Annotated in this window: 16 protein-coding genes and 2 pseudogenes; 9 read left to right on the plus strand and 9 right to left on the minus strand. The window is 64.3% G+C overall.

The window, feature by feature from the left end:
* Positions 1–94: 94 nt before the first annotated feature.
* The 7 genes and pseudogenes from K2X73_RS12350 to K2X73_RS12380 all read right to left on the minus strand — a co-directional run.
* Positions 95–2,659, minus strand: a complete 2,565-nt coding sequence (locus K2X73_RS12350) for a strawberry notch family protein (RefSeq protein WP_294111300.1) — start codon at positions 2,657–2,659, stop codon at positions 95–97.
* Positions 2,660–2,809: 150 nt separating this feature from the next.
* Complete coding sequence (locus K2X73_RS12355; RefSeq protein WP_294111302.1) at positions 2,810–3,106, minus strand: hypothetical protein; 297 nt, start codon at positions 3,104–3,106, stop codon at positions 2,810–2,812.
* Positions 3,103–3,366 carry a DUF6117 family protein gene (locus K2X73_RS12360; protein WP_066547185.1) on the minus strand — a complete coding sequence of 88 codons (264 nt, stop codon included), beginning with the start codon at positions 3,364–3,366 and terminating at the stop codon, positions 3,103–3,105. Before K2X73_RS12360 ends, K2X73_RS12355 begins: the two co-directional genes overlap by 4 nt.
* Entirely contained in the window at positions 3,363–3,779 is a 417-nt protein-coding gene (locus K2X73_RS12365; RefSeq protein ID WP_294111307.1) for a hypothetical protein, read from the minus strand. The genes K2X73_RS12360 and K2X73_RS12365 overlap by 4 nt, the downstream gene beginning before the upstream one ends.
* A 73-nt stretch (positions 3,780–3,852) precedes the next feature.
* Entirely contained in the window at positions 3,853–4,074 is a 222-nt protein-coding gene (locus tag K2X73_RS12370; protein WP_294111308.1) for a hypothetical protein, read from the minus strand.
* Positions 4,075–4,134: 60 nt separating this feature from the next.
* The gene (locus K2X73_RS12375) at positions 4,135–6,279 is read right to left on the minus strand and encodes a ParB/RepB/Spo0J family partition protein (RefSeq protein WP_294111310.1); all 2,145 of its coding nucleotides are present in this window, start codon (positions 6,277–6,279) and stop codon (positions 4,135–4,137) included.
* A 159-nt stretch (positions 6,280–6,438) separates the two neighbouring features.
* Positions 6,439–6,750 (minus strand): annotated as a pseudogene (locus K2X73_RS12380) (zincin-like metallopeptidase domain-containing protein); the annotation flags it as partial.
* A gap of 137 nt (positions 6,751–6,887) precedes the next feature.
* Here K2X73_RS12380 and K2X73_RS12385 point away from each other — a divergent pair.
* The 4 genes from K2X73_RS12385 to K2X73_RS12400 are packed head-to-tail and all read left to right on the plus strand — an operon-like array spanning position 6,888 to position 12,055.
* Positions 6,888–8,021: a tyrosine-type recombinase/integrase gene (locus tag K2X73_RS12385; RefSeq protein ID WP_039338042.1), complete on the plus strand. Its 1,134-nt coding sequence runs from the start codon at positions 6,888–6,890 to the stop codon at positions 8,019–8,021.
* On the plus strand, positions 8,021–9,793 hold the full coding sequence (locus K2X73_RS12390) for a site-specific integrase (protein ID WP_039338044.1): 1,773 nt from the start codon (positions 8,021–8,023) through the stop codon (positions 9,791–9,793). Before K2X73_RS12385 ends, K2X73_RS12390 begins: the two co-directional genes overlap by 1 nt.
* A complete protein-coding gene (locus K2X73_RS12395) occupies positions 9,790–11,625 on the plus strand; it encodes a hypothetical protein (RefSeq protein ID WP_039338224.1) in 1,836 nt (611 codons plus the stop codon). Before K2X73_RS12390 ends, K2X73_RS12395 begins: the two co-directional genes overlap by 4 nt.
* Positions 11,612–12,055 carry a hypothetical protein gene (locus K2X73_RS12400; protein WP_066117763.1) on the plus strand — a complete coding sequence of 148 codons (444 nt, stop codon included), beginning with the start codon at positions 11,612–11,614 and terminating at the stop codon, positions 12,053–12,055. Before K2X73_RS12395 ends, K2X73_RS12400 begins: the two co-directional genes overlap by 14 nt.
* Here the strand turns inward: K2X73_RS12400 and K2X73_RS12405 are convergent.
* Both K2X73_RS12405 and K2X73_RS12410 read right to left on the minus strand, forming a co-directional pair.
* Complete coding sequence (locus K2X73_RS12405) at positions 12,039–12,938, minus strand: zincin-like metallopeptidase domain-containing protein (RefSeq protein ID WP_039338227.1); 900 nt, start codon at positions 12,936–12,938, stop codon at positions 12,039–12,041. The genes K2X73_RS12400 and K2X73_RS12405 overlap by 17 nt on opposite strands.
* Before the next feature lie 110 nt (positions 12,939–13,048).
* Positions 13,049–13,696 (minus strand): annotated as a pseudogene (locus K2X73_RS12410) (ArdC-like ssDNA-binding domain-containing protein); the annotation flags it as partial.
* Between the two features lie 233 nt (positions 13,697–13,929).
* On the opposite strand from K2X73_RS12410, the gene K2X73_RS12415 reads away from it, so the two are divergent.
* Genes K2X73_RS12415 through K2X73_RS12435 form a run of 5 tightly spaced genes read left to right on the plus strand, consistent with a single transcriptional unit; the run spans position 13,930 to position 19,800 of the window.
* Complete coding sequence (locus tag K2X73_RS12415; protein WP_294111323.1) at positions 13,930–14,523, plus strand: DUF6088 family protein; 594 nt, start codon at positions 13,930–13,932, stop codon at positions 14,521–14,523.
* On the plus strand, positions 14,516–15,532 hold the full coding sequence (locus K2X73_RS12420) for a nucleotidyl transferase AbiEii/AbiGii toxin family protein (protein WP_294111324.1): 1,017 nt from the start codon (positions 14,516–14,518) through the stop codon (positions 15,530–15,532). The genes K2X73_RS12415 and K2X73_RS12420 overlap by 8 nt, the downstream gene beginning before the upstream one ends.
* A gap of 23 nt (positions 15,533–15,555) precedes the next feature.
* Positions 15,556–16,878 carry an SIR2 family protein gene (locus tag K2X73_RS12425; RefSeq protein ID WP_294111325.1) on the plus strand — a complete coding sequence of 441 codons (1,323 nt, stop codon included), beginning with the start codon at positions 15,556–15,558 and terminating at the stop codon, positions 16,876–16,878.
* Positions 16,875–18,920: an ATP-binding protein gene (locus K2X73_RS12430; RefSeq protein WP_294111326.1), complete on the plus strand. Its 2,046-nt coding sequence runs from the start codon at positions 16,875–16,877 to the stop codon at positions 18,918–18,920. The genes K2X73_RS12425 and K2X73_RS12430 overlap by 4 nt, the downstream gene beginning before the upstream one ends.
* Positions 18,907–19,800 carry a 3'-5' exonuclease gene (locus K2X73_RS12435; protein WP_294111327.1) on the plus strand — a complete coding sequence of 298 codons (894 nt, stop codon included), beginning with the start codon at positions 18,907–18,909 and terminating at the stop codon, positions 19,798–19,800. Before K2X73_RS12430 ends, K2X73_RS12435 begins: the two co-directional genes overlap by 14 nt.
* Positions 19,801–19,872 lie beyond the last annotated feature (72 nt).

Below are 19,872 nucleotides of genomic sequence, written 5' to 3' on the forward strand. Positions count from 1 at the left end.
AAATCATGGAAAACCGAAGGAAACCTGCGCCTCCCGCCACCACGCTCGACATAAACTGCGACTGCAAAGAATATGTTTAATGTTGAGCTCAACATTAGACATATTCCCTCGGCGTGATGTCGACGCGAACGTCGTTCCATTCCTCGGTCGGCAGCTCGGTCAGGCGGCGCTCCATCAACGCCTCGCCCGTGGAGACGATCTGAATGACGGCGACGTGGCCGGCTTCCAGGTCGCTGGTGATCGACCGGATCAGGGTCGGCGTCTTCATGCTGGTGAGCAGATGGCCGAAGAAGCGCTGCTTGGCGCTCTCGAAGGCCGAGCGGGCGGCGGACTTCGCCTGCCGGTTGAGCGTGCCGGACGCGCCGGTGATATTGGCGGCCTCCATCGCCGCGTCGAGGTGGTTATGGATGATGGCGAAGGCCCCGGCATAGGCATCGTAGATGCGGGTCTGCTCAAGGGTCAGCGCGTGCTCGACCAGTTCGTATTCCACGCCGTCGAAAGAGAGCGAGCGGGCGGTGTAGAGGCCGAGCGCGCGCAGGTCGCGGGCTAGCACCTCCATCGCCGCGACGCCGCCGGCCTCGATCGCCTCGACGAACTCGGCGCGAGTGCTGAACGGAAAATCCCCGCCGCCCCACAGGCCGAGCCGCTGGGCGTAGGCGAGGTTGTGGACCGTCGTGGCGCCGGTCGCCGAGACATAGACGACGCGGGCGTTCGGCACCGCGTGCTGAAGGCGCAGGCCGGCGCGGCCCTGCTGCGAGGCGGCGACGTCGCCGCGTTCTCCCTTGCCGCCACCGGCGTTCTGCATCGCGTGCGCCTCGTCGAAAATGAGGACTCCGTCGAAGTCTGAGCCCAACCATTCGACCATCTGTCGGACGCGCGAAACCTTCTCGCCACGGTCGTCGGAGCGTAGCGTGGCATAGGTCGTAAACAGGACGCCTTCCGGCAGCGTGATCGGCCGCCCCTGCGGGAAGCGCGACAGCGGCGTTACCAGCAGGCGCTCCATGCCGAGCGCCGACCAGTCGCGCTGCGCGTCCTCGATCAGCTTGTCGGACTTGCTGATCCACACCGCCTTGCGGCGGCCCTGGAGCCAGTTGTCGAGAATGATCGCGGCGGACTGACGCCCTTTGCCGACGCCGGTGCCGTCACCGATCATGAAGCCGCGCCGGAAGCGCGCGGCGTTCGTCGCATCCTCGCGCGCGGCGGTGACGACATCGAAGGTGGCGTCCACCGTCCACGATCCGGCAAGATGATCAGAGTGAGCCTCGCCGGCATAAATGACGGTCTCGAGCTGCGCGTCGGACAGCAGCTCGTGGATATTGACCGGGAGGTGCGGCCGATAGCTCGGTCTGGGCGGGGCGACCGAAGCCATCGCCGCCGATTGCACCAGCCTGGTGGGGTGCGCATGAGAGCCGGCAATACGGATCGCCTGCAAACCGTATTCTTCATAGATGCCGTCGGACAAACGGCCGTCTTCGACCGCTAGGCCGTCCTGGGTCTCGTAGGCGAGCGGCAGGCCCTCCGGCTCGGCCATCGGCACGGCCGCAGGGACGGCCTTGGCGGTGCGGTTGATATAGCCGCCGCGCACGCTGCGAGGGGCGGAAGCCGCGACAGTCGGGACCGTGAGGGAGGGATCGACGGCGAGCCGCGTCGGCAGATGATCGTCGAGCCAGCCCAGCAGCGTGGCGGCGTTCGAGGCAACGCCGGGTGCGGCCGGGAACACGGCCGGATCGTCGGCGGGCCGCTTGTCGATAACGGTCAGCCGCGTCGGAAACGTCGTGCCGTGTTTGGCATAGACCGCGCCGTCGATGGCGGCGGAGAAGACGATGCGCCCGCGCTCCTGCAGGCGAATGAAGGCGTCCCGCCAGGCCAGATTGTCGGGCGCGAAGCTGGCGCCGGTGATCGTGACGAGCCGGCCGCCGGGAGCGAGACGCGCCAGAGCCGAGGCGACATGGCGATATGTGGTGTCGGCTATGCGGCCTTCGACATTGGCCATCGCCGAGAATGGCGGGTTCATCAGCACGACGCTGGGCGTGACGGCGGGATCGAGGTGATCGTCGATCTGCGCCGCGTCGAAGCGGGTGACGGGAAGAACCGGGAAGAGGAGGTCCAGCAGCCCGGCGCGGGTTTCGGCGAGCTCGTTGAGCACGAGCACACCGCCGGCGATCTCAGCGAGAATGGCGAGAAGGCCGGTGCCGGCGGAAGGCTCCAGCACCCGGTCGGCCGGCGTGATGGCAGCGGCGTGGGCCGCGACCAGGCCGAGCGGGATCGGCGTCGAGAACTGCTGGAAGGTCTGGCTCTCGGCCGAACGGCGTGTATGCGTCGGCAGGAGGCTGGCGATCTTCGTCAACGCGGACAGCCGCGCAGCCGGAGTCCCGGCTTTGCGGAAAAGCGCCTTTCCGTATTTGCGCAGGAACAGGACGGTCGCGGCCTCGCAGGCTTCATAGGCGGTCTTCCAGTCCCAAGCGCCGGTGGAATCGGATGCGCCGAAGGCGGTCTCCATCGCTGCGCGCAGGGCAGCAGCGTCGACGCGCTTGCCGCATTCGAGATGGGGCAGCAGCAGACCAGCGGCCGTGAAGATGGCAGCGGCGGGTTCGCGATTGGGGCCGCGTGGAAGCTGCGCGGCGGCGGACGCCGCCGCGGATGCGGAAATCAGGGTCATGATGTGAGCCTCGGGAGAGCGGGAACGGACGAGCCGCGCGGCGCTCTCTCTCGACCGCACCGGCTCAAACCCGTTCCGGCCGCCCTCTCACTCTCGGGACGCCGGCATGGAAAAAGCGCCCGACCGTGAGGTGGGGCGCTTTTCCGGGGATCAGCTCCAGTGTCCGTCCGCGATCTCGCAGGCGACGAGCGCGCGGGCCTTGCGGATGAGGTCATCGCCGCAGGTGTCGATGTGGCCGAAAAACCTGGCGCGGGCGCCGTTCTTGGCCCAATCGGCATAGGCGCAATATTCGCGAGCCTCGGATCGGAAGGCCCGCATGTCGTTGGCCCAGTGCGGCTTGGGCTCGATGACGACGGTGATGCCGTCCCTGGTTTCCGGCCAGGGCAGAGACCGTTCGCGCGGCGGATGCTGGCGATCCGCCGCGAAGATGGCGTCGATGTCGGTCATGGCGCCTCTCCCGCGTCGGGGCGCACGAAGCCTTCGGGATCGCCGGGATCGGGCGGCAGATAGGCGTCGTAGGGATTGCCGTGGGCGAGATGGCCGAAGGGCGTGAAGACGTAATCGCCGTCGTCCCGACCCACGGCGCAGATGACGTAGCGCGAGCTGCCAGTCACCGCGTCGAGGCATTCCATGAGGGCGAGATTGCCGTCGCCCGCCGCGCGCAGCAGGGTCTGGAAATTGGTCCTGGCGTAAGAGGGAATGCTCATAGCGGTCCTCCCTCGCCGGAGATGGTCTGATCGAGCCAGCCATCGGTGTAGATCCAGTCCACGGTCTCGCCGGTGGCGAGGTCGAGGACATGCGCACCGCCGCCGAAGCCATCGAGCCGGGGCTTCGAGCAGATGTTGGCGTATTGGAATCCCCATCTGCCTTTGAGGCCGAACGCGGCGGCGCAGCGGTTCACGAAGTGGATGAGGCGTTCGGGATCGCCGGTCACGTCGTCGCGCATCCAGAGTTGGCTGCCGCCATGCTCCGGTTGGATCGAAAGGAGGAAGCCTTCGGAGGGTGGTTCCTCCGATGCGCCGTCCTCGGACAGGCGGTTGTAGAGATCGAGCGCTCGGGCGGCGTTCTCGGGCGTGCCGACGTTGAGCAGGCACGAGAAATGGGTGAAATAGTCGGCCATGACAGGCTCCTGAAACGAGAAAGCCCGGCGCGATGGCCGGGCTCAGTTGGGTTGAGGGATGATCGAAGACCGGTCAGTAGCCGAACCGCCAGGACGGCCAGGGCTGGCCGTCGTCGGCGGCGGCGACGGCTTCCGGCAGGTAGCCGGCATCGCCTTCGACCAAGGACGGATCGCGCACCGGCGTCTCGTCGATGATGGTGATGCAAACGACGAGGCCGTCTTCGACCTCGACGTGAACGGGCACGAGATACTGGAAGACGACGCGGCGCGTGGCCGACGGGTCGGGTTCAATCATGGAAGGTCTCCTTGCGAGGATACGGGGAAGCGACCTCAAGCCGCTTCCCCGCCGTGATGGTCATTCGGCCGCGATCGTCAGGGCGTCGTCGTCCTCGATCTCGTCGGCTTCCTCGTCGTCGCCATCCTTGCTGAGGAAGTCCGGCAAAGCGGCATCGTCTCCGGCGTCTGCCTCCGTGCCCGGTTCGATGGTCTGCCCGTCATCGAGGTCGACCAGGCGCAGCGGCTCCGGCAGCCAGCCGGTGTCGGCCAGCAGGCGCTCGGCCTCCTTGGCCATGTCACCCTTCTTCAGATGGTCGATGAGCTGGGCAGCCCGCTCGCCCGCGCCTTCGCGCACGGCTTCGAGGATGCGGGGCTTGGTGACGCGGCCGAGATAGTTGCCGACCGTCGGCCTCCAGCCCGCCGCCACCATGTCGAGGCCGGTGGCTCGCGCCAGCCGGTCGGCCTGCGAGAGGCGCACGTCCAGCCCATGCTGGCTGACGCCCGATCCGCTGTAGGGATTGGGCCGCTCGAACAGGGCGTTCACGCCGTAGCTGACGCAATGGGCGAGCAGATCGAGGCGCGTGCCGGGGTCGAGCAGGGAGAGCCAGTCCCACAGGGCCTGGTCGTCGTCGGGAACGTGATCGCCCCAGCGCTCCTGTCGCTCGGCGACCTCACGCGCGGGCGGGCTGTCCTTCAACTCCTCGGACTGTGCCGAGAAGGAGATATGATTGACGCGGGCCTCGAGGCAGCCGGCCGGTGCGGTGCGCCGGAAGGTGTCGCTGACCAGCTTGTGCAGCAGCATGGTCATGGCGACGTCGGGATGTTCCGCAACCGCGTTGCGCAGCGCCAAGGTGCGATGTGCGGTCAGCTCGATGACGAGGCGCTCGGGCAACGGCTTGATGCCGTCCTCCTCATCGTCCTCCGGTTCCGCGGGCTGGCCGCCGATGGTGATGACGGCGCGTTGAACGGCGGGCGCGGCCTGCTGGCCAGCTTCACCGTCAACCTCCGGCGCATCGCTGCGTTCGGTCTCGACGGGACGTTCATCCTCGGGACGGACATAGCCGCGATCCACCGACAGCGAGCCGTCGGCGTCGAGGCTGATGAAGACGCCGGCGACGGCGATGGCGGCCGGATCGTAGATCGTTGGGCGCTGCTCGAAGGCGTCGAGGGCCTGTTCGATCTCGCCGAGACGTGCGTCGATCTCGTCCGGGAGCTCGTCGGCTTCGGCATATTCGGCTTCGAGCCGGTCGTATTCGTCGCGCAGCGCTTCGCGGGTGGCGCTCTCCTCCTCGGTCAGGTCGACCGTGACGCCAGCCAGTTCGCGAAGCCCATGCTGGTGGCCGTAGGGAAAGCTCAAGGCGGCCTCGACCCATTTCCAGCCTTCGCTCGCGATCTCGTCGGCGGTGGTCTTCAGCTTGTCGGCCACCATGCTGTCGAGCAGGGCCGGATCTTGCAGCCAGCCTCCATCGTCCGACTGGAACAGGTCGCGCAGCACGATGCCGCCGGCCGCCTCATAAGCCTCGACGCCGATGAAGACGGCCCTTTTGTCGGAGGCGCGTACCGAGGTCTCGGTCAGCATCCGACGGATCTGATAGGGCTCCTTCTGCCAGCTATCCTTGACTGCCTCCCAGACCTGTTCCTGACGGGCATGGTCGGCGCTGACGGTGAAGGCCATGAGCTGTTCGAGCGTCATGCCATCCTCGGCATAGATCTCGAGCAAAGTCGGCGAGACGGATGCGAGGCGCAGGCGCTGCTTCACGACATTGACGCCGACGAAGAAGGCGGCGGCGATGGCTTCCTCGGTCATGCCCTTGTCGCGCATGGCTTGGAAGGCGCGGAACTGGTCGAGTGGATGCAGCGGTGCGCGCTCCATGTTCTCGACCAGCGAGACCTCGTCGACCAGGATGTCGCTGTTGGCGTCGCCGACGACGCAGGGCACCGGCGCGGTCTTGGCCAGGCGCTTCTGCTTCGCGAGCAGTTCGAGCGCCCGATAGCGGCGGCCGCCGGCGGGCACTTCGAACATGCCGCTTTCGGCGCCATCGGCGTCGAGGACGGGACGGACATGGAGGCTCTGGATGAGACCGCGCCGGGCGATGGACTCGGCCAGCTCCTCGATCGAGACGCCGGCCTTGACGCGCCGGACATTGGACTGGCTCAGCACCAGCTTGTTGAAGGGGATGTCGCGCGCCGACGATAGGATGATCTTCTGAATGGCAGTCGCCATGTTCGTTACTCCGCGACGGGCGGCCGGGAGCCTCTCTCTCGACCTCCAACCCGTCACGAAGCGAAGCGCCGCCCTCTCACTCTCGGAGGGCAGCGCCAGGCGGGCGGAAAGGCGTAAAGCCGGAAGCCCGCTTCTCCGCCTTTCCGGTTTTCAGGCTCGTTACGCCGCTTGCCGTTCGTCGTCGGCCGCATCGACATCGGCGCCCGGCAGGAACCCGAGCAGCCAGTCGGCCGCCTTGCTGGCCTGGGAAGCGGCGTGCACGATGGCGCGATTGTCCTCGCGCAGCACCTCGAGCCAGGAGCCGATATAGTCGGCATGGCGGACGGTGGGTGTGATGCCGAGCGCGGCGCAGCAGAAGGCCGCGTTGATCTCGGCGACCAGCTCCTCGAAGGCGTATTTCTTCGAGCCGAAGGAACCCGAGAAATCGCGGTTCAGGCGCGAGGGGTGGCCTGTGGCGTGCCCCAACTCGTGGTAGGTCCCATCCATAACGTGTCCTTTCTGTCCTCTTCTGCCAATCAAGCAGGACACATGATCCGAGCCCCCTCTTCTCTGCCGGACAGGGAGGGCCCGAGGGCCCTTCCTGTCCGGTTGCAATCTTGGGAGTGGGTATGGCGCAGCTGTTGTTCTCGACGCCTGCATTCCGGCCCGACGGATCATCGGTGGAGAATGTCCCGATGCTGCTCGACGCCCGGATGCGGCTCGTCGAACCGGCCTGCGCATGGCTGATGCACGTTGCTTTGGTGCGCGGCAGGACCCGCAGCCCGCAGACCTGGCGAACCTACGCTGAAGCTCTCTACGACTGGTGGCAGACGCTAGAGGCCAATGGCTGGGCCTGGGACGAGGTCGGTCCTGGCGAACTGGCCGCCTATCGCGATCAGATGCTCCGGCCCCGTGGCGACAGCGGCAGACCGCTGGCACGCAGTACAATCAACGGGCGGCTCAGGACCATAGGGCGTTTCTACCGCTGGAGCGTGGCGACCGGACTGATGAAGCAGGTCCCGTTCGCAAGCCAGGAAATCGCGTTGTCGCGCAGTCGCCCGCAGGCGTTCCTGGCCCATGTCGATGCCACCGGCGGTCGAATCCGGGCCAACGAGCTTACCGTGCGGCATATGCCGATGTTGCCGCGCCCGCTCGCGCCGGAAGCGATCCGGCGCATCATGGCCGCAATGCCGGCACGCGACAGACTGATCGTTGAATGGGCAGTGACTACGGGAATCCGTCGGATGGAAGTGGCGGGCCTGACCGTGCGTCATCTGAAAGGGGCCGGCAGTGAACCGATGGTGCCAGTGCAGATCGACGAAACCAAGGGTGGGCGGTCGCGAATAATATATCCACCGGCCCCGCTGGTCGATCGTACCCGTGCCTATGTGCGGGAAGAGCGGGCGGTCCTCGTCCGTCGTGCGGCGACAAAACGGGCAGATCGCGATCCCGAGGCTCTGTTCCTGACTTGTCGGGGGCAGCCCATGAAACCGCGCAGGGTTGGCGCGATGTTCACGGCTGCCGCCGAGGCAGCGGGTGTGACGGCGACGTTCCATGCGCTGCGACATACCTTCGCCGCCGCCATGCTGCGGTTCCTGCAACGCGAAGCCCGGGCCAATCCCGAACTCAATCCCTTGCTCGCGTTGCAGGTGCTGCTCGGCCACGCCGATCTGGCAACCACCGCGGTATACCTGCGCGTTGTCGAAACCGACCTCTCGGCAATCGAGACCTCGGTCGACGATCTCTATGCGGCGCTGCTGTAATGCCGCGTCGGCAAAAGGACTACCGGGTCGAGCCATCGCCGAAGCCGCTGATCGGCAATCCGGGCGCATTGCTGGTCAATGTCGTAGATGCCGACGGCCAGCTCGAATGCGCGTTCGACTTCTCGATCTTCGATCGGCCGACGATGGCTGCCGAGTGGGCGCTCGCGTTCCGGCATCACTATGCTGCCAAACAACCGGCCAACAGAGGCTCAGCGTTCCGTACTTTGAAGTTCTGGTTTGCGTTCCTTGCCGAATACGATTCCGCCATCTTAGCCACGCGCGACGTCGATAGCGGCATTCTCAATGCGTTTATCGTTTGGCTCGGCACGAGGCCCTGGAGCAAGGGGTCACGGTATACTGTCTGGTCGATCATCAAGCAGCACATGGCCTGGCTCAAGCGCAACCGGCCCGACCTGGTTCACCCCGAACTCGAAATCCCGTTCAATCCGTTCCCCCGCAAGAATGCGGAAGCGCGCCAGCGTGAGGCACTGAGCCGCGATGAAATGGAACGCGTGCTCACGGCGGCCCATCGGGACATCGAAACAGCCTGGGCACTGTTCGAGGAAGGCCGCGCTGCGCTGGCTCGGGTCGATCGCAAGGCCATTGTCTCCGAACCCGACCTCGCCAAGCTCGATCTCGACGATATCGGGGTCATGCTCGCGGTGATCGACGGTCGGTTCGGCGGCGTGCCACCCAAAGTCGGCGACATGTTGAGAAAGGGCGCGGGCCTCTCGCATCTCCACTTCGCCATGATCCGCCATGGTGGCATGGGCGAAATCGCGGGGCGGCTGTTTGCGCTGCCGGATACGATCGTTGCCTATATGATCGCCATCGGCGCGCAAACCTTTGCAAATGCCGAGGCCCTCAGGCTGATGCGGCGCGACTGCCTGAGCGAGCATCTGCTGCTCGAAGGCAGGGTTCTGGTCAGTTGGCGCAAGGGGCGCGCGGGACGTGAACAGCGCCGCAGCTTCCTGCGCGACAAAAGCTCCTCGGTGCCCGTGCTGATCGATCAGGTTCTGGCTATGACCGAAAGGCTGGTGTCGCATACGCCACGCCGCGACCAGAGTTATCTCTTCCTCACCGGGATGATACACGGGTCTCGCAGAGTCGGTGTGATCCCCGGCTATCTGGCCACGAAACTTACCCGGCGGTTTGTGGAGCGCCATGGCCTGCTGGGCGACGATGGCAAGCCGCTCAAACTGACGCTGGCGGCGCTGCGCGCATCGGGGCTCACACTAGCGCACGAGCGGCTCGGGCATGATATCCTGAAGACGCAAGTGCTGGCCAACCATGCTACTCCAGACACGACACAGCGCTATGTGGACCGGCCCCGCGTCCGAAAGGCGCAAGCGCTGGCAATCGGCAGGTTGCAAGCCCGGTTTGTGGAAATGGTCCGGGGCGATGTCGAGTCCCCGCCCGGGACGGAGGTGCTTCCCGATCTGCGCCACGCGACCGCAGGCGGATTTATCTGTAGCGATCCCCTTGCCGGCGCTGCCGAGGGACAGCGCAAGGGCGAGCTGTGTACGGCCTGGCTCGGATGCTTCACCTGCCCCAATGCCGTGATCCCGCTCAACGAGGACGTGCTGGTTCGCCTGCTGGCGACGCGGGCAGCGCTCACCGACGCGCGTGCCGCCATGGCTCCCGAACGCTGGCGGCTGCTTTATGCACCCAAGCTGGAAATCCTCGAGCGCGATATCCTGCCCCGGTTCTGCGAGGCGATGCTCGAAGCAGTTTCGAGGATGTCACTGCCACAGCTGCCGCCAGTCGAATGAACCAGCACCCCCACCCACTCACGCAGTCGTCGCCATCCTGGGAGGATGCGCGGCTTTCCCCGTGGAGCCGGTTCGGCGACGATGAATGGCGGCTCGATATCCGCACTGCGGGTCGCCGCGCGGATCAGAAGCGGTTCAGTTGGGCGTTGGCCATGCCGGAGCACACGCGCATCGGGAACAGTGATCATGCTCAGCTTGTCCGCGCCGCCAAGCACTTCCTCTGGTCGATGCACTATCATCCTCCATCAGGGCGCAAACGCTCGTCTCCGGCGTCGATCCATCACAAAGCAATGTTGCTGCGCGCGCTGCTGGAATGGATGGCATGCGAAGGACACTCGCGCTTTGCCGGGATCGATCCAGCTTCGGTCGAACAACTTTGCAAATGGTTGCGCAGTCGTCCTGCACGCGCCGGCGGAGGCAAAGGCAATATCTCAACTGCCACAATCACGAACTATCTGCTCGTGATCAAAGACCTTTATCGTCAGCGGGAAAAGCTGAACGATGCGCCACTGGTCGATCCGCTGCCGCTGGAAACGACCTATGAGGCCGCCGGCCACACCAGGGCGACCAAGGGCGTCATACCGTTCATCCCCGAAGACGTGGCCGTTGCAATCCTGAGCGAAGCCCTGCGGTGGGTCGAGGAGCATGGCGATACGATCGTCGCAGCCGAAACGATCCGCCGCGAAGCGCGAGCGCAGGGTCTGCGGCGCGGCAAGCGCCAGGCATCTGATCATGTTAGAGCGGCGCTGAGGCTCGCATCGCTGGCCGGACCATCGGGCGAACGGTTCGATGGCGCCTATGCAGTTCGGCACGCCGCCGTCCACCTCGTCGAGGCGTGCTATATCTTGATCGCGGGCTTCGTCGGGATGCGGTCCAGCGAAATCCTGTCAATGAAAACAGGGGCAATCGAGCATCACCCGATCGGCGAAACCGGCGTTAATCAGGCATATGTCGTGTCCCGGCTGTTCAAGACTGTCGATGATCTCGATGGCCGTAGGGAGCGCTGGGTTGCCCCGGCACCGGTCGTGCGCGCGGTGGAGCTGCTCGAGCAGCTGAGCGCGCCGCTGCGCGAAGCCTCGGGCCGCGACGATCTGTTCCTGGTGAAGAACACGCAGTATGGCCAAATCGTGCCGGTGACGCACATGCATATCGCCTGGCGCATCAATGACTTTGCGCGGCATGTCGGCATCCCCGATCATGATGGGAAACCCTGGAGGTTCAGCACGCACCAGTTCCGTAAGACCTTTGCCCGGTTTATTGCCAGGCGCGACCGTACCCAGCTTCTGGGCCTGGCCGAGCACTTCAAGCATGCTTCCGTTGCCATGACCGCGCGGGGCTACGTCGGCAACGACTTCGACCTGCATGGCCTCATCGACCACGAAGCCCGCGCCGAAACCGCAGCCGCCCTCGATCGCCTGCTCGCCGCGAAACGGCTCGGCGGCAAGATGGGCGAACGTATCGTCGCCGGAAACGCCCGGTTCCGCGGCCGCGCGGGAGAACAGGTACGCCGAGACTATGTTGCGTTCATCCTCAAGGAGACTGATCTTCGCATCCATGCCTGCGACTATGGCTGGTGCGTGTTCCAGCAGGAGACCTCCCGCTGCGGCGGCGAACTGCAACCGAATGAGGTCGGACGAGCGCCGGCGGTCTGCCTCTCATGCGCCAACATGGTGATCGAAGCGAAGCACGGAGCCTACTGGCGGGATCGCCGGAGACGCAATGCTGCGCTGTTGCCGGAGGCCAATCCGATGACGGCGGCCGTGCTCAATGAGGCGATCGGACAATGCGAGCGGGTGCTCACGCAAATCGGAGATGACGATGGGCAAGGATGATCAGGGGCAGCGCTGGCAATCCGCGGCAAGGAGCTACCGGGCGGCGCTGGCGAGGCTGGTGCGCGGCGAAGGGCGCCACGCCGACCATGCGGGACGCGTGGTGAAGATCACGCCGACTTCGGTCGCGCGCGAAGCGGGACGCAGTCGCAATCCGCTCTATACGAGCCATCGGGACATCCTCGACGAGATCGAAGCTGCGGCAGGACCAGGCACGCCCGCACGCGACCTGGCAGCGCGCATCGCCACGCTCGAGACCGAGCTGACGCACCTCAGGGCCGATGCCCGGCGTCACGCCGAGGAGCGGCGCGAACTCGCCAGCGAGAACCTGACGCTGTTGCACCGCGCCCGAAGCGCAGAGGATCGGCTCACGGCGCTCCTGCGGCGAATGCCTGAGGCATCCACCGCAGGTGCCATCATGCAGCCACGCTGAGTTGTTCGGGCTGCTGCGTATGCATCCAGTCAGCTGCCGCCTGCGCTTTGCTCGCCAGCGTGAAAATCGCGCGAGCGTCGGCCTTGAGCACGCGTAGCCAGGACGCGATGTACGCCGCATGGTCCGGCCGTGGATGGTGCGCGATACCGAGATCTGCCATGACCAAGGCGGCCCCCAGATCTGCGATGGCCTCCTCCGCTGCATATCTGTCCGATCCGAACCTGCCGGACAGATCACGGTCGCAGCGGGACGCCGCTCCTGTGGCATGCAGACCTTCATGGAAAAGCGTGCCATAATAAGCGGCAGGCTCCCTGAACTGTGCGAAGGGTGGCATTTGCACGCGATCTTCCGAAGGAATATAGTACGCCTCGTTGCCGCCATGCCGGCACTCAATGCCAAGGTTGCCCCAAAAGATATCGGCGTTCCGCATCCGCGCATCGTCGGACAGGAGATCGATGGTTGGTGGAGCATAACCCTCTACCTGCGCCTCGTTGAAAACGCTGTACCCCCGCGCAAACATGCGAGCGCGGCCACGCCCCTCCTGCTCGGAATCCCGGTCATCGGCATCCTCGCCGCGATCGTTGACCTTCCAGAAGACAATCGTGGTGGCCTGCTCGCCCTTGCGAACCTGGGCTCCCAGCGCTTGCCACTGACGATAGCTGGCCCAGCGTCCGGAACTGTAGCCTGCAGCCTGCGCCGCGATCCACAAGCTGAGAATGTTGGATCCCCGGTAAGCCTTGCCGGTGCCGGCGTTGATGGGGCGCGAGGTCGCTGATCCATCGTGATGCCACGGCATTGTCCACGAGCCCGCCCCTGCCTCGATGGCGGCAACGATCTCGTTGGTGACGCGCGTGTATATATCGGTGCGTTCTTTGCTGCGCATGATCAGGACTCCCGTCCTGAAATCGCACAGCAGGCCGTACGATGGTTGGGAAACAGCAGCGCGCAAAGGCCATCGACTGTCCTCGAAATGAGGACACTTGCGATGTTACATACCTCGTGCAGGGCCGTCCTGTGCCAGTTGATCGGCTCGAAATACGCCTGGGGCGGCGGCACCTGCACATAATCGAGCGCTGGGACATAGAAAGCGCGGTCCCCGCCGATGCGGAAGTCGATGCTGGTGGCCCGGATCAGGGCCTCGACCTGCGGCTCGATGAGGCCGGGCGGAGGCGGTGGAGCCACGATGGCGACATCCTCCGGGAGGCCGTCGCATTGCGCCGCGTTGAACACCGTGAATCGTTTGAGGAACGGGATCGCGGCAGCTTCCTCGCCGGCCTCGCGGGCGCGGCGCTTCTCGTCCTCCGGAGTGAAACGGTCGGCATAGACGACGGTGGTGCCGCGTTCGCCCCGGCGGACATTGCCGCCGAGTGACAGGGCCTGGCGGAAGGTGAGCCAGCTCTGGCTGGGAAAGCCGTGCTGGATCACCGCACCCCAGAGGATCAGCACATTGATCCCCGAATAATGCCGCCCGGTCGCGGCGTTCCTTGGCATGGCGAGGGGCGCCTTGACCGAGGCCGATCCCCAGGGCTGGACCCAGGGAAAGCGGCCCGCCTCCAACTCGGCGATGATCTTGCCGGTGATGTCGTCGTAAAGGCTCGCCCGATCCGAGCCGGGGTGTGCGCTGGCGTCTTTCCTGAACATCGCGGTTCTCCGCGACGGGCGCCGGAGACCCTTCTCCAGCCCTCAACCCGTCACGGAAAACCCGGTCCGCACTCTCACTCTACTGGGGGCGTTGCGGGGCTCTCCCCGCAGAAGGGGTGGGCCGAGACCCTGGCTCGGCCGCAGGGGAAAGCTTTCCCCTTTATCCGGCCGTCCTCATGGGTTTCCTTGAAAACTGTCAGAAACTCGCATATGTTTCCAACAGGAGAAAGACGATGACACGGCTGACCGAACAGATTTTGTCGCATGCGACGGGCCTACCCGAAGGCGCTCCTTTGTCCGCCAAGAGCCTGCTGCACCTCGGAAACCGGGCGGCCGTGGATCAGGCATTGTCGCGCCTGACGGAGCGTGGGCAACTCATCCGCGCCGGTCGTGGCGTCTATCTGCGCCCCATCACCAGTCGATTCGGCACGCGCACGCCTTCGGTCGAGCAGGCTGTCGAGGCTCTTGCGACCCAAAAGGGAGAGGTCATTGTCTCGAACGGCGCCGCCGCGGCGAACGCCCTTGGCTTGACGACGCAGGTGCCCGTCCGCTCGGTCTATCTGACCTCCGGGCGTAGTCGAAAGATGCACCTCGGCAAGCAGGTCGTGGAATTGCGGCACGCGCCGCGCTGGCAACTGGCCCTGGCCAACCGGCCGGCAGGGGAGGCCGTGCGGGCGCTGGCCTGGCTCGGCCCGGAAAAGGCAGAGGCAGCGCTCACGACATTGAAGCGGAAGATGCCGCCCGGCGTGTTCGGCGAACTGGTCGCCGCCGCGCCGCAGTTTCCGACATGGCTCGCGCAGAGCGTCGGAAAGGCGGCGTATGACTGACGTCTTTCTCCAGCTTTCGGCCGAAGACCGGCGCGATGCACTGGGTGTCGCGGCCGACCGTTCGGGCCGTCCCACCCATCTCCTCGAAAAGGATGTGTGGGTGGTGTGGGCGCTGGCGACCCTCTACGCCGCGCCGCTTGGCGAACATCTGGTGTTCAAGGGCGGCACGTCGCTGTCGAAAGCCTATCAGGTCATTCGCCGGTTTTCGGAGGACGTGGATCTGACCTACGACATTCGGGCGATTGCGCCCGATCTGGTCGGGGACAATGGCGAGGGTCTGCCGAAAACGCGGAGCGAGGAAAAGCGCTGGTCCAGCGAGGTCCGTCGGCGGTTGCCGGCATGGGTCGCGGAAACCGTGCAACCCGTGATAGCGAACGCACTGGCCGCGGAAGGTTTGGCGGCGGCCATCCGCGTCGAGGATGACAGGCTCTTCATCGACTTTGAGGCGACCGCGGCCGGGTCCGGCTATGTCGCGCCGAGCGTCATGCTGGAGTTCGGCGCCCGCTCGACGGGCGAGCCGGCGAGCCTACGCGATGTTGTCTGCGATGCGTCGGGTTTGATCGAGGGCCTGATATTCCCGACGGCGCGGCCGCGCGTCATGCACGCGGAGCGGACCTTCTGGGAGAAGGCGACCGCCATCCACGTCTTCTGCCTTCAGGAGCGGCTGCGCGGCGATCGCTTTGCACGACACTGGCACGATGTTGTCCGGCTGGATGAAGCCGGCTTCGCGGAAGCTGCTTTCGCCGATCGCGAACTGGCCAACGCTGTCGCCCGGCACAAGTCGATGTTCTTCGCGGAGAAAACCGCCGACCGCACGCCGATCGACTATGCAGCCGCTGTCAGCGGCGGCATGCAACTCGTGCCGGTTGGCGACGGCGCGAAGGCGCTGAAGGACGACTATGCCCGCATGGTCGAGGATGGGCTGCTCTTCGACGACGCCGAGCCGTTCGAGGCGCTCATGGCGCGATGTGCCGATATAGCTGCGCGCGCAAACAGCTCGGCCATATAAGAAACTGGGGGATCGGGGGGTATATGAGCGAAGTCGAAGAGGAGCGAAAATTCCAGTTTCTGCGGAACGGCGATGCCGATCCATCGGAACTTGACTGGAACAAGGGAATCGACAGCGCCCGCCAGGCGATTTCCGAGGCCATGAATGCCAAGAATATCGCGTTTTTGCTCGGCGCAGGATGTTCCTCCCTGATGAAGGACAAAAAGGAACTCGGCATTGCGACCATGGCGCCCTTGGCCAAGGAGTTTTGCGGAGAAACCCTTGAGGCGCGGGCGGCGGGATTCTACGGCGATCCGCCGGTAGCCGGCGCTGCCCCGGCGCCATGGCGGCTGACCAAGGCGGAACTCGATTATCTTGATGCGCTCGGGATCGACCTGGCGAAGGACTACAGTCGGAACCTGGAGCGCTTGATGGAGGTGCTGTTCGCGCAGCGGTTCGTGCTGCGCCAGAGCGAGAATCTCGATCTTCACCCCTACCGCGCTGTTCTCGATGGCATCATCAAGAAGGTCCAGGATTTCCTATGGACCCGTGTCACCCAAGGGGCCTTCGCCACGGAGGGCGACACCACGGTGCGCGACCTTTACGAGCGCTTCTACAAGAAACTGGTCCTGCGAGATCGGTCCTTGCCCCGACCGTGGGTGTTCACGACCAACTACGATCATTTCAGCGAATTGGCGATGGATCGCCTGGGCATTCCCTATGCCAACGGCTTTTCCGGCGTGGTGGAACGTCGCTTCAACCCGGCGATCTTCCGCTATGCCCTGGCCGAGCAGCTCGACGTCGCCAGCCGCAAGTGGACCGCCGTCGACGCCTTCGTCTATCTCTGCAAATTGCATGGTTCGGTCACTTGGACCGAGGACGATCATGGGCTGTTCCCGATCAAGGAGGTCTGGCCGCCTGAGTCCACGAACCAGATGCTGATTTATCCGACGCCGGCGAAGCAGAACTCTTCGCTTGGCTCGCCCTATGCGGACCTGTTCCGGGAATTTCAGTCCCGGATCGTGCGCGAGCAGAGCGTTCTCATCACGGCCGGCTACGCATTCGGCGACGAGCACCTGAACAACATCATCTATCAGGCGCTGACGATCCCGACTTTCCGTCTGGTGATCTTCGCGGCGCCGGATACGGACGGTGAGATCGCCAAGCTACGGGTGCTGCGCGACCCGCGCATTTGGATCATCGGAGGCGACGGCCCCGCCGAGGGAACCAGGGCGCATTACTTCGACATGATCGTCGAGCATTTCATGCCGCAGCGCCCCAGCGACAGGATCGATGACGCCGTTCGCAAGGTGTTGTCCGATCTGGCGCCGAAAAGGGACGACGAGACGAAGGATGGCGAGGCATGAGCCACGACGATCGCAAGCGGGCGATCGGCAAGGTGGTCTCGGTTGCGGCCGACCGCTTTGTCGTCGAGATGCACGCCGGCACAGACAATTTCACGGTCGTTGGCTTCGACGACGTGCATTATGTGGCACGGCTGGGGTCATTTTTGATGATCGCGTCGCAGTCGGAATATGTCGTGGTCGAGGTTGTCGGTCTGCGTGAGCGCGACGCGAGCACGCCGTCTGAGCGGGGCGATTTCGACCGGGCCGGCTCCTCAAAATATCTGGATGTGGTGCCTGTCGGCATGTTGCCGATGCGTGGCGGCGCGTTCCGCTTCGGCGTGTCCGTATTTCCGTCCCTCTATGCAGACGCACTCTATGCGCTGGACGGCGAACTGGACCGCATTTTCGAGACCGAGGCCGCCGTCGAGCCGTCAGTCGGCTTGGAAGGGGGCGCCTGCCAACCAGAGGGGGCCACGCGATACCGAGTTCTGCCTATCGGCAAGTCGGTGGTGTTCGAGGACTATGACGTCAAAGTCCGTCTGAACGAGTTCTTCGGTGGCCACGTTGCCGTCCTGGGTAACACTGGCAGCGGCAAGTCATGCACGGTTGCGTCGGTCTTGCAGTCTCTGTTCGACAAGCCGGACGAACATCACGCCCGCGGCGCGACGTTTATCGTCTTCGACGTGAATGGCGAGTATCACGAAGCGCTTGCGCCTTTGGCCAAAGACGGGGGCATCGGCGTCCATCGCGTAATCCTTGATGGGACGACCGCCGGCTTTCGGATGCCGCACTGGTTCCTGGAAATGGCAGAATGGGAACTGCTTTTGCAGGCGAGCGAGCGAACGCAACTGCCCGTCCTTCGGACCGCGTTGGGTCTGACAAGTCTCTTCCACGCCAACACGCCAGACGCTCTGGCGTTGCGCGAGCACTTTGTTGCCACTTGCATCATCGAGTGCTTTCGAGGTGCGGATGGTGACTCCCCCGTGTCAAAGTTTCAGCGCGTCGTTTCTCTTCTTCAGAAGTATCCGACGAATGACCTGAATATGGCGCTGCTGAACCGCTTTAATCCGAATTTTCAGTATGGAAATTTTTCGGGGAACAACCAATCGGCGTTTCTGGACGAAGTAAGGAAGAAGCTCCGGGAGGATGCACCCTTACCAGCCTACAATCGGACGCCATTCTCTTTTGATGAGCTGCACGAGTGTCTCGACTTTGCGATCCTCTATGAGGAGGCTCACGGCAACCGCCAAATCCGAGATTACTGCTCGTCCATGGTCACACGGCTCAGATCTCTCCAGGAGCGGACGGAATATGCCTTCCTGCGTCACGAAGGTGCCGACGTTGGCGCGGCCGTAAGCGATCTGGAGTTCTTGACCCACATTGTCGGTCTGGAAAGGGCTGCCGGCGAAGCATTCACCAAACGTAATCAGGTCATTATTATTGACCTGAATTCCGTCGAAGATGAAATCGTTGAGCTGGTCAGTGCGGTCATCGCACGCATGCTTTTTCGGTTCCTTCGCCATGCGGAACCAAGAAACCGCTTTCCGATACACCTGCTCCTCGAAGAGGCTCATAGGTATGTTGCCTCTACGCCTTCCCGATTTTCCATCGACGCAACCAAGATATTCGAGCGCATCGCCAAGGAAGGGCGCAAGTACGGCATGTTCGTGCTCCTAGCGTCTCAACGCCCGAGCGAGCTGTCCAAGACGGTTCTCAGCCAGTGCTCCAACTTCCTGGTTCACCGTATCCAGAATCCTGACGATCTCTCCCAAATTCGCCAGATGACGCCGTTCATTTCAGAATCGGTCCTGAAGCGATTGCCGTCATTGCCTCGGCAGCACGCGCTGGTGTTCGGAACCTCGGTCAATCTCCCGACGACATTCAAGGTGCGGGAGGCATCACCGCGGCCGCGCAGCGACGATACTGCCGTGGTCGATTTGTGGTTCCACGAAGAAGGTCGAGCCGCCGACATTCGCCTTGCGCTCCGTCCGGCCGACGTCGCTGCTGAGGCTGGAGGAGAGCCGATGGCGGTAAACGAAGCGCCGGACGATGACTTCTTCTGACCATCTGGAGACCTTGGCGCAGACGCTGGAGGCCACGGGAGATTACCGGGTCATTCGGCGTCTCAAGCCGCACCCTCGTACCATTCCGCCTCCAGGTACGCCGTTGCGCCTTGGCCTGGTGGTCGATGTGGAGACCACGGGGCTCGATCCTCAGCGCGACGAGATCATCGAACTCGCCATGACGCCATTCACCTACGGCTTGGATGGCACCGTTTTCAGCGTAGGCGACAGCTTCCAAGGGCTGCGTCAGCCGAGCGGGCCGATCACGCCGGAAATCACCGCGATCACCGGCATTACCAACGAAATGGTAGCTGGCCAGATCATCGATCCCGCTGTGGTGGCCAAATTCGCGGCGCCGGCTTCGCTCGTCATCGCGCACAACGCGGCGTTCGACCGCCGCTTCCTTGAACGCTTCTGCGATGTGTTCTCGCCGAAGCCGTGGGCCTGCTCGTTCAGCCAGATCGACTGGGCAGCGGAAGGATTCGAGGGCGCGAAGCTCGCCTATCTCGCTCAGGCCGCCGGCTTCTTCTATGATCGCCATCGCGCGATGCACGACTGTCTCGCGACGGTCGAGTTGCTGGCGATGCAACTGCCTAGATCCGGTGTTACGGGTCTTAGCCGACTCTTGGACAGCGCCCGTACCGTCACCTGGCGGGTCTGGGCGGAGAATTCGTCCTTCGATCTCAAGGACGTCCTCAAAGCGCGGGGATACCGCTGGAATGGCGACCCAGCCCCACAGCCGCGCGCTTGGTACATTGACGTTCCCGAAGCCCAGCGTGAGGCCGAGGTGCGCTTTTTGAGAACGGAGATCTACCGGCGCGAGATTGATCCTTTGGTTCGGCGGATCGACGCTTATGATCGCTTTTCAGATCGGATTTGAGCCGCCTTTGCCAACCGTGCCGCTGCGCTGGAGGAGTGTTACGCGGACACTCCAGCGTGACCCAGGAGTGAC

The sequence above is a fragment of the Sphingomonas sp. genome (assembly GCF_019746665.1).
GTDB lineage: Bacteria > Pseudomonadota > Alphaproteobacteria > Sphingomonadales > Sphingomonadaceae > Sphingomonas.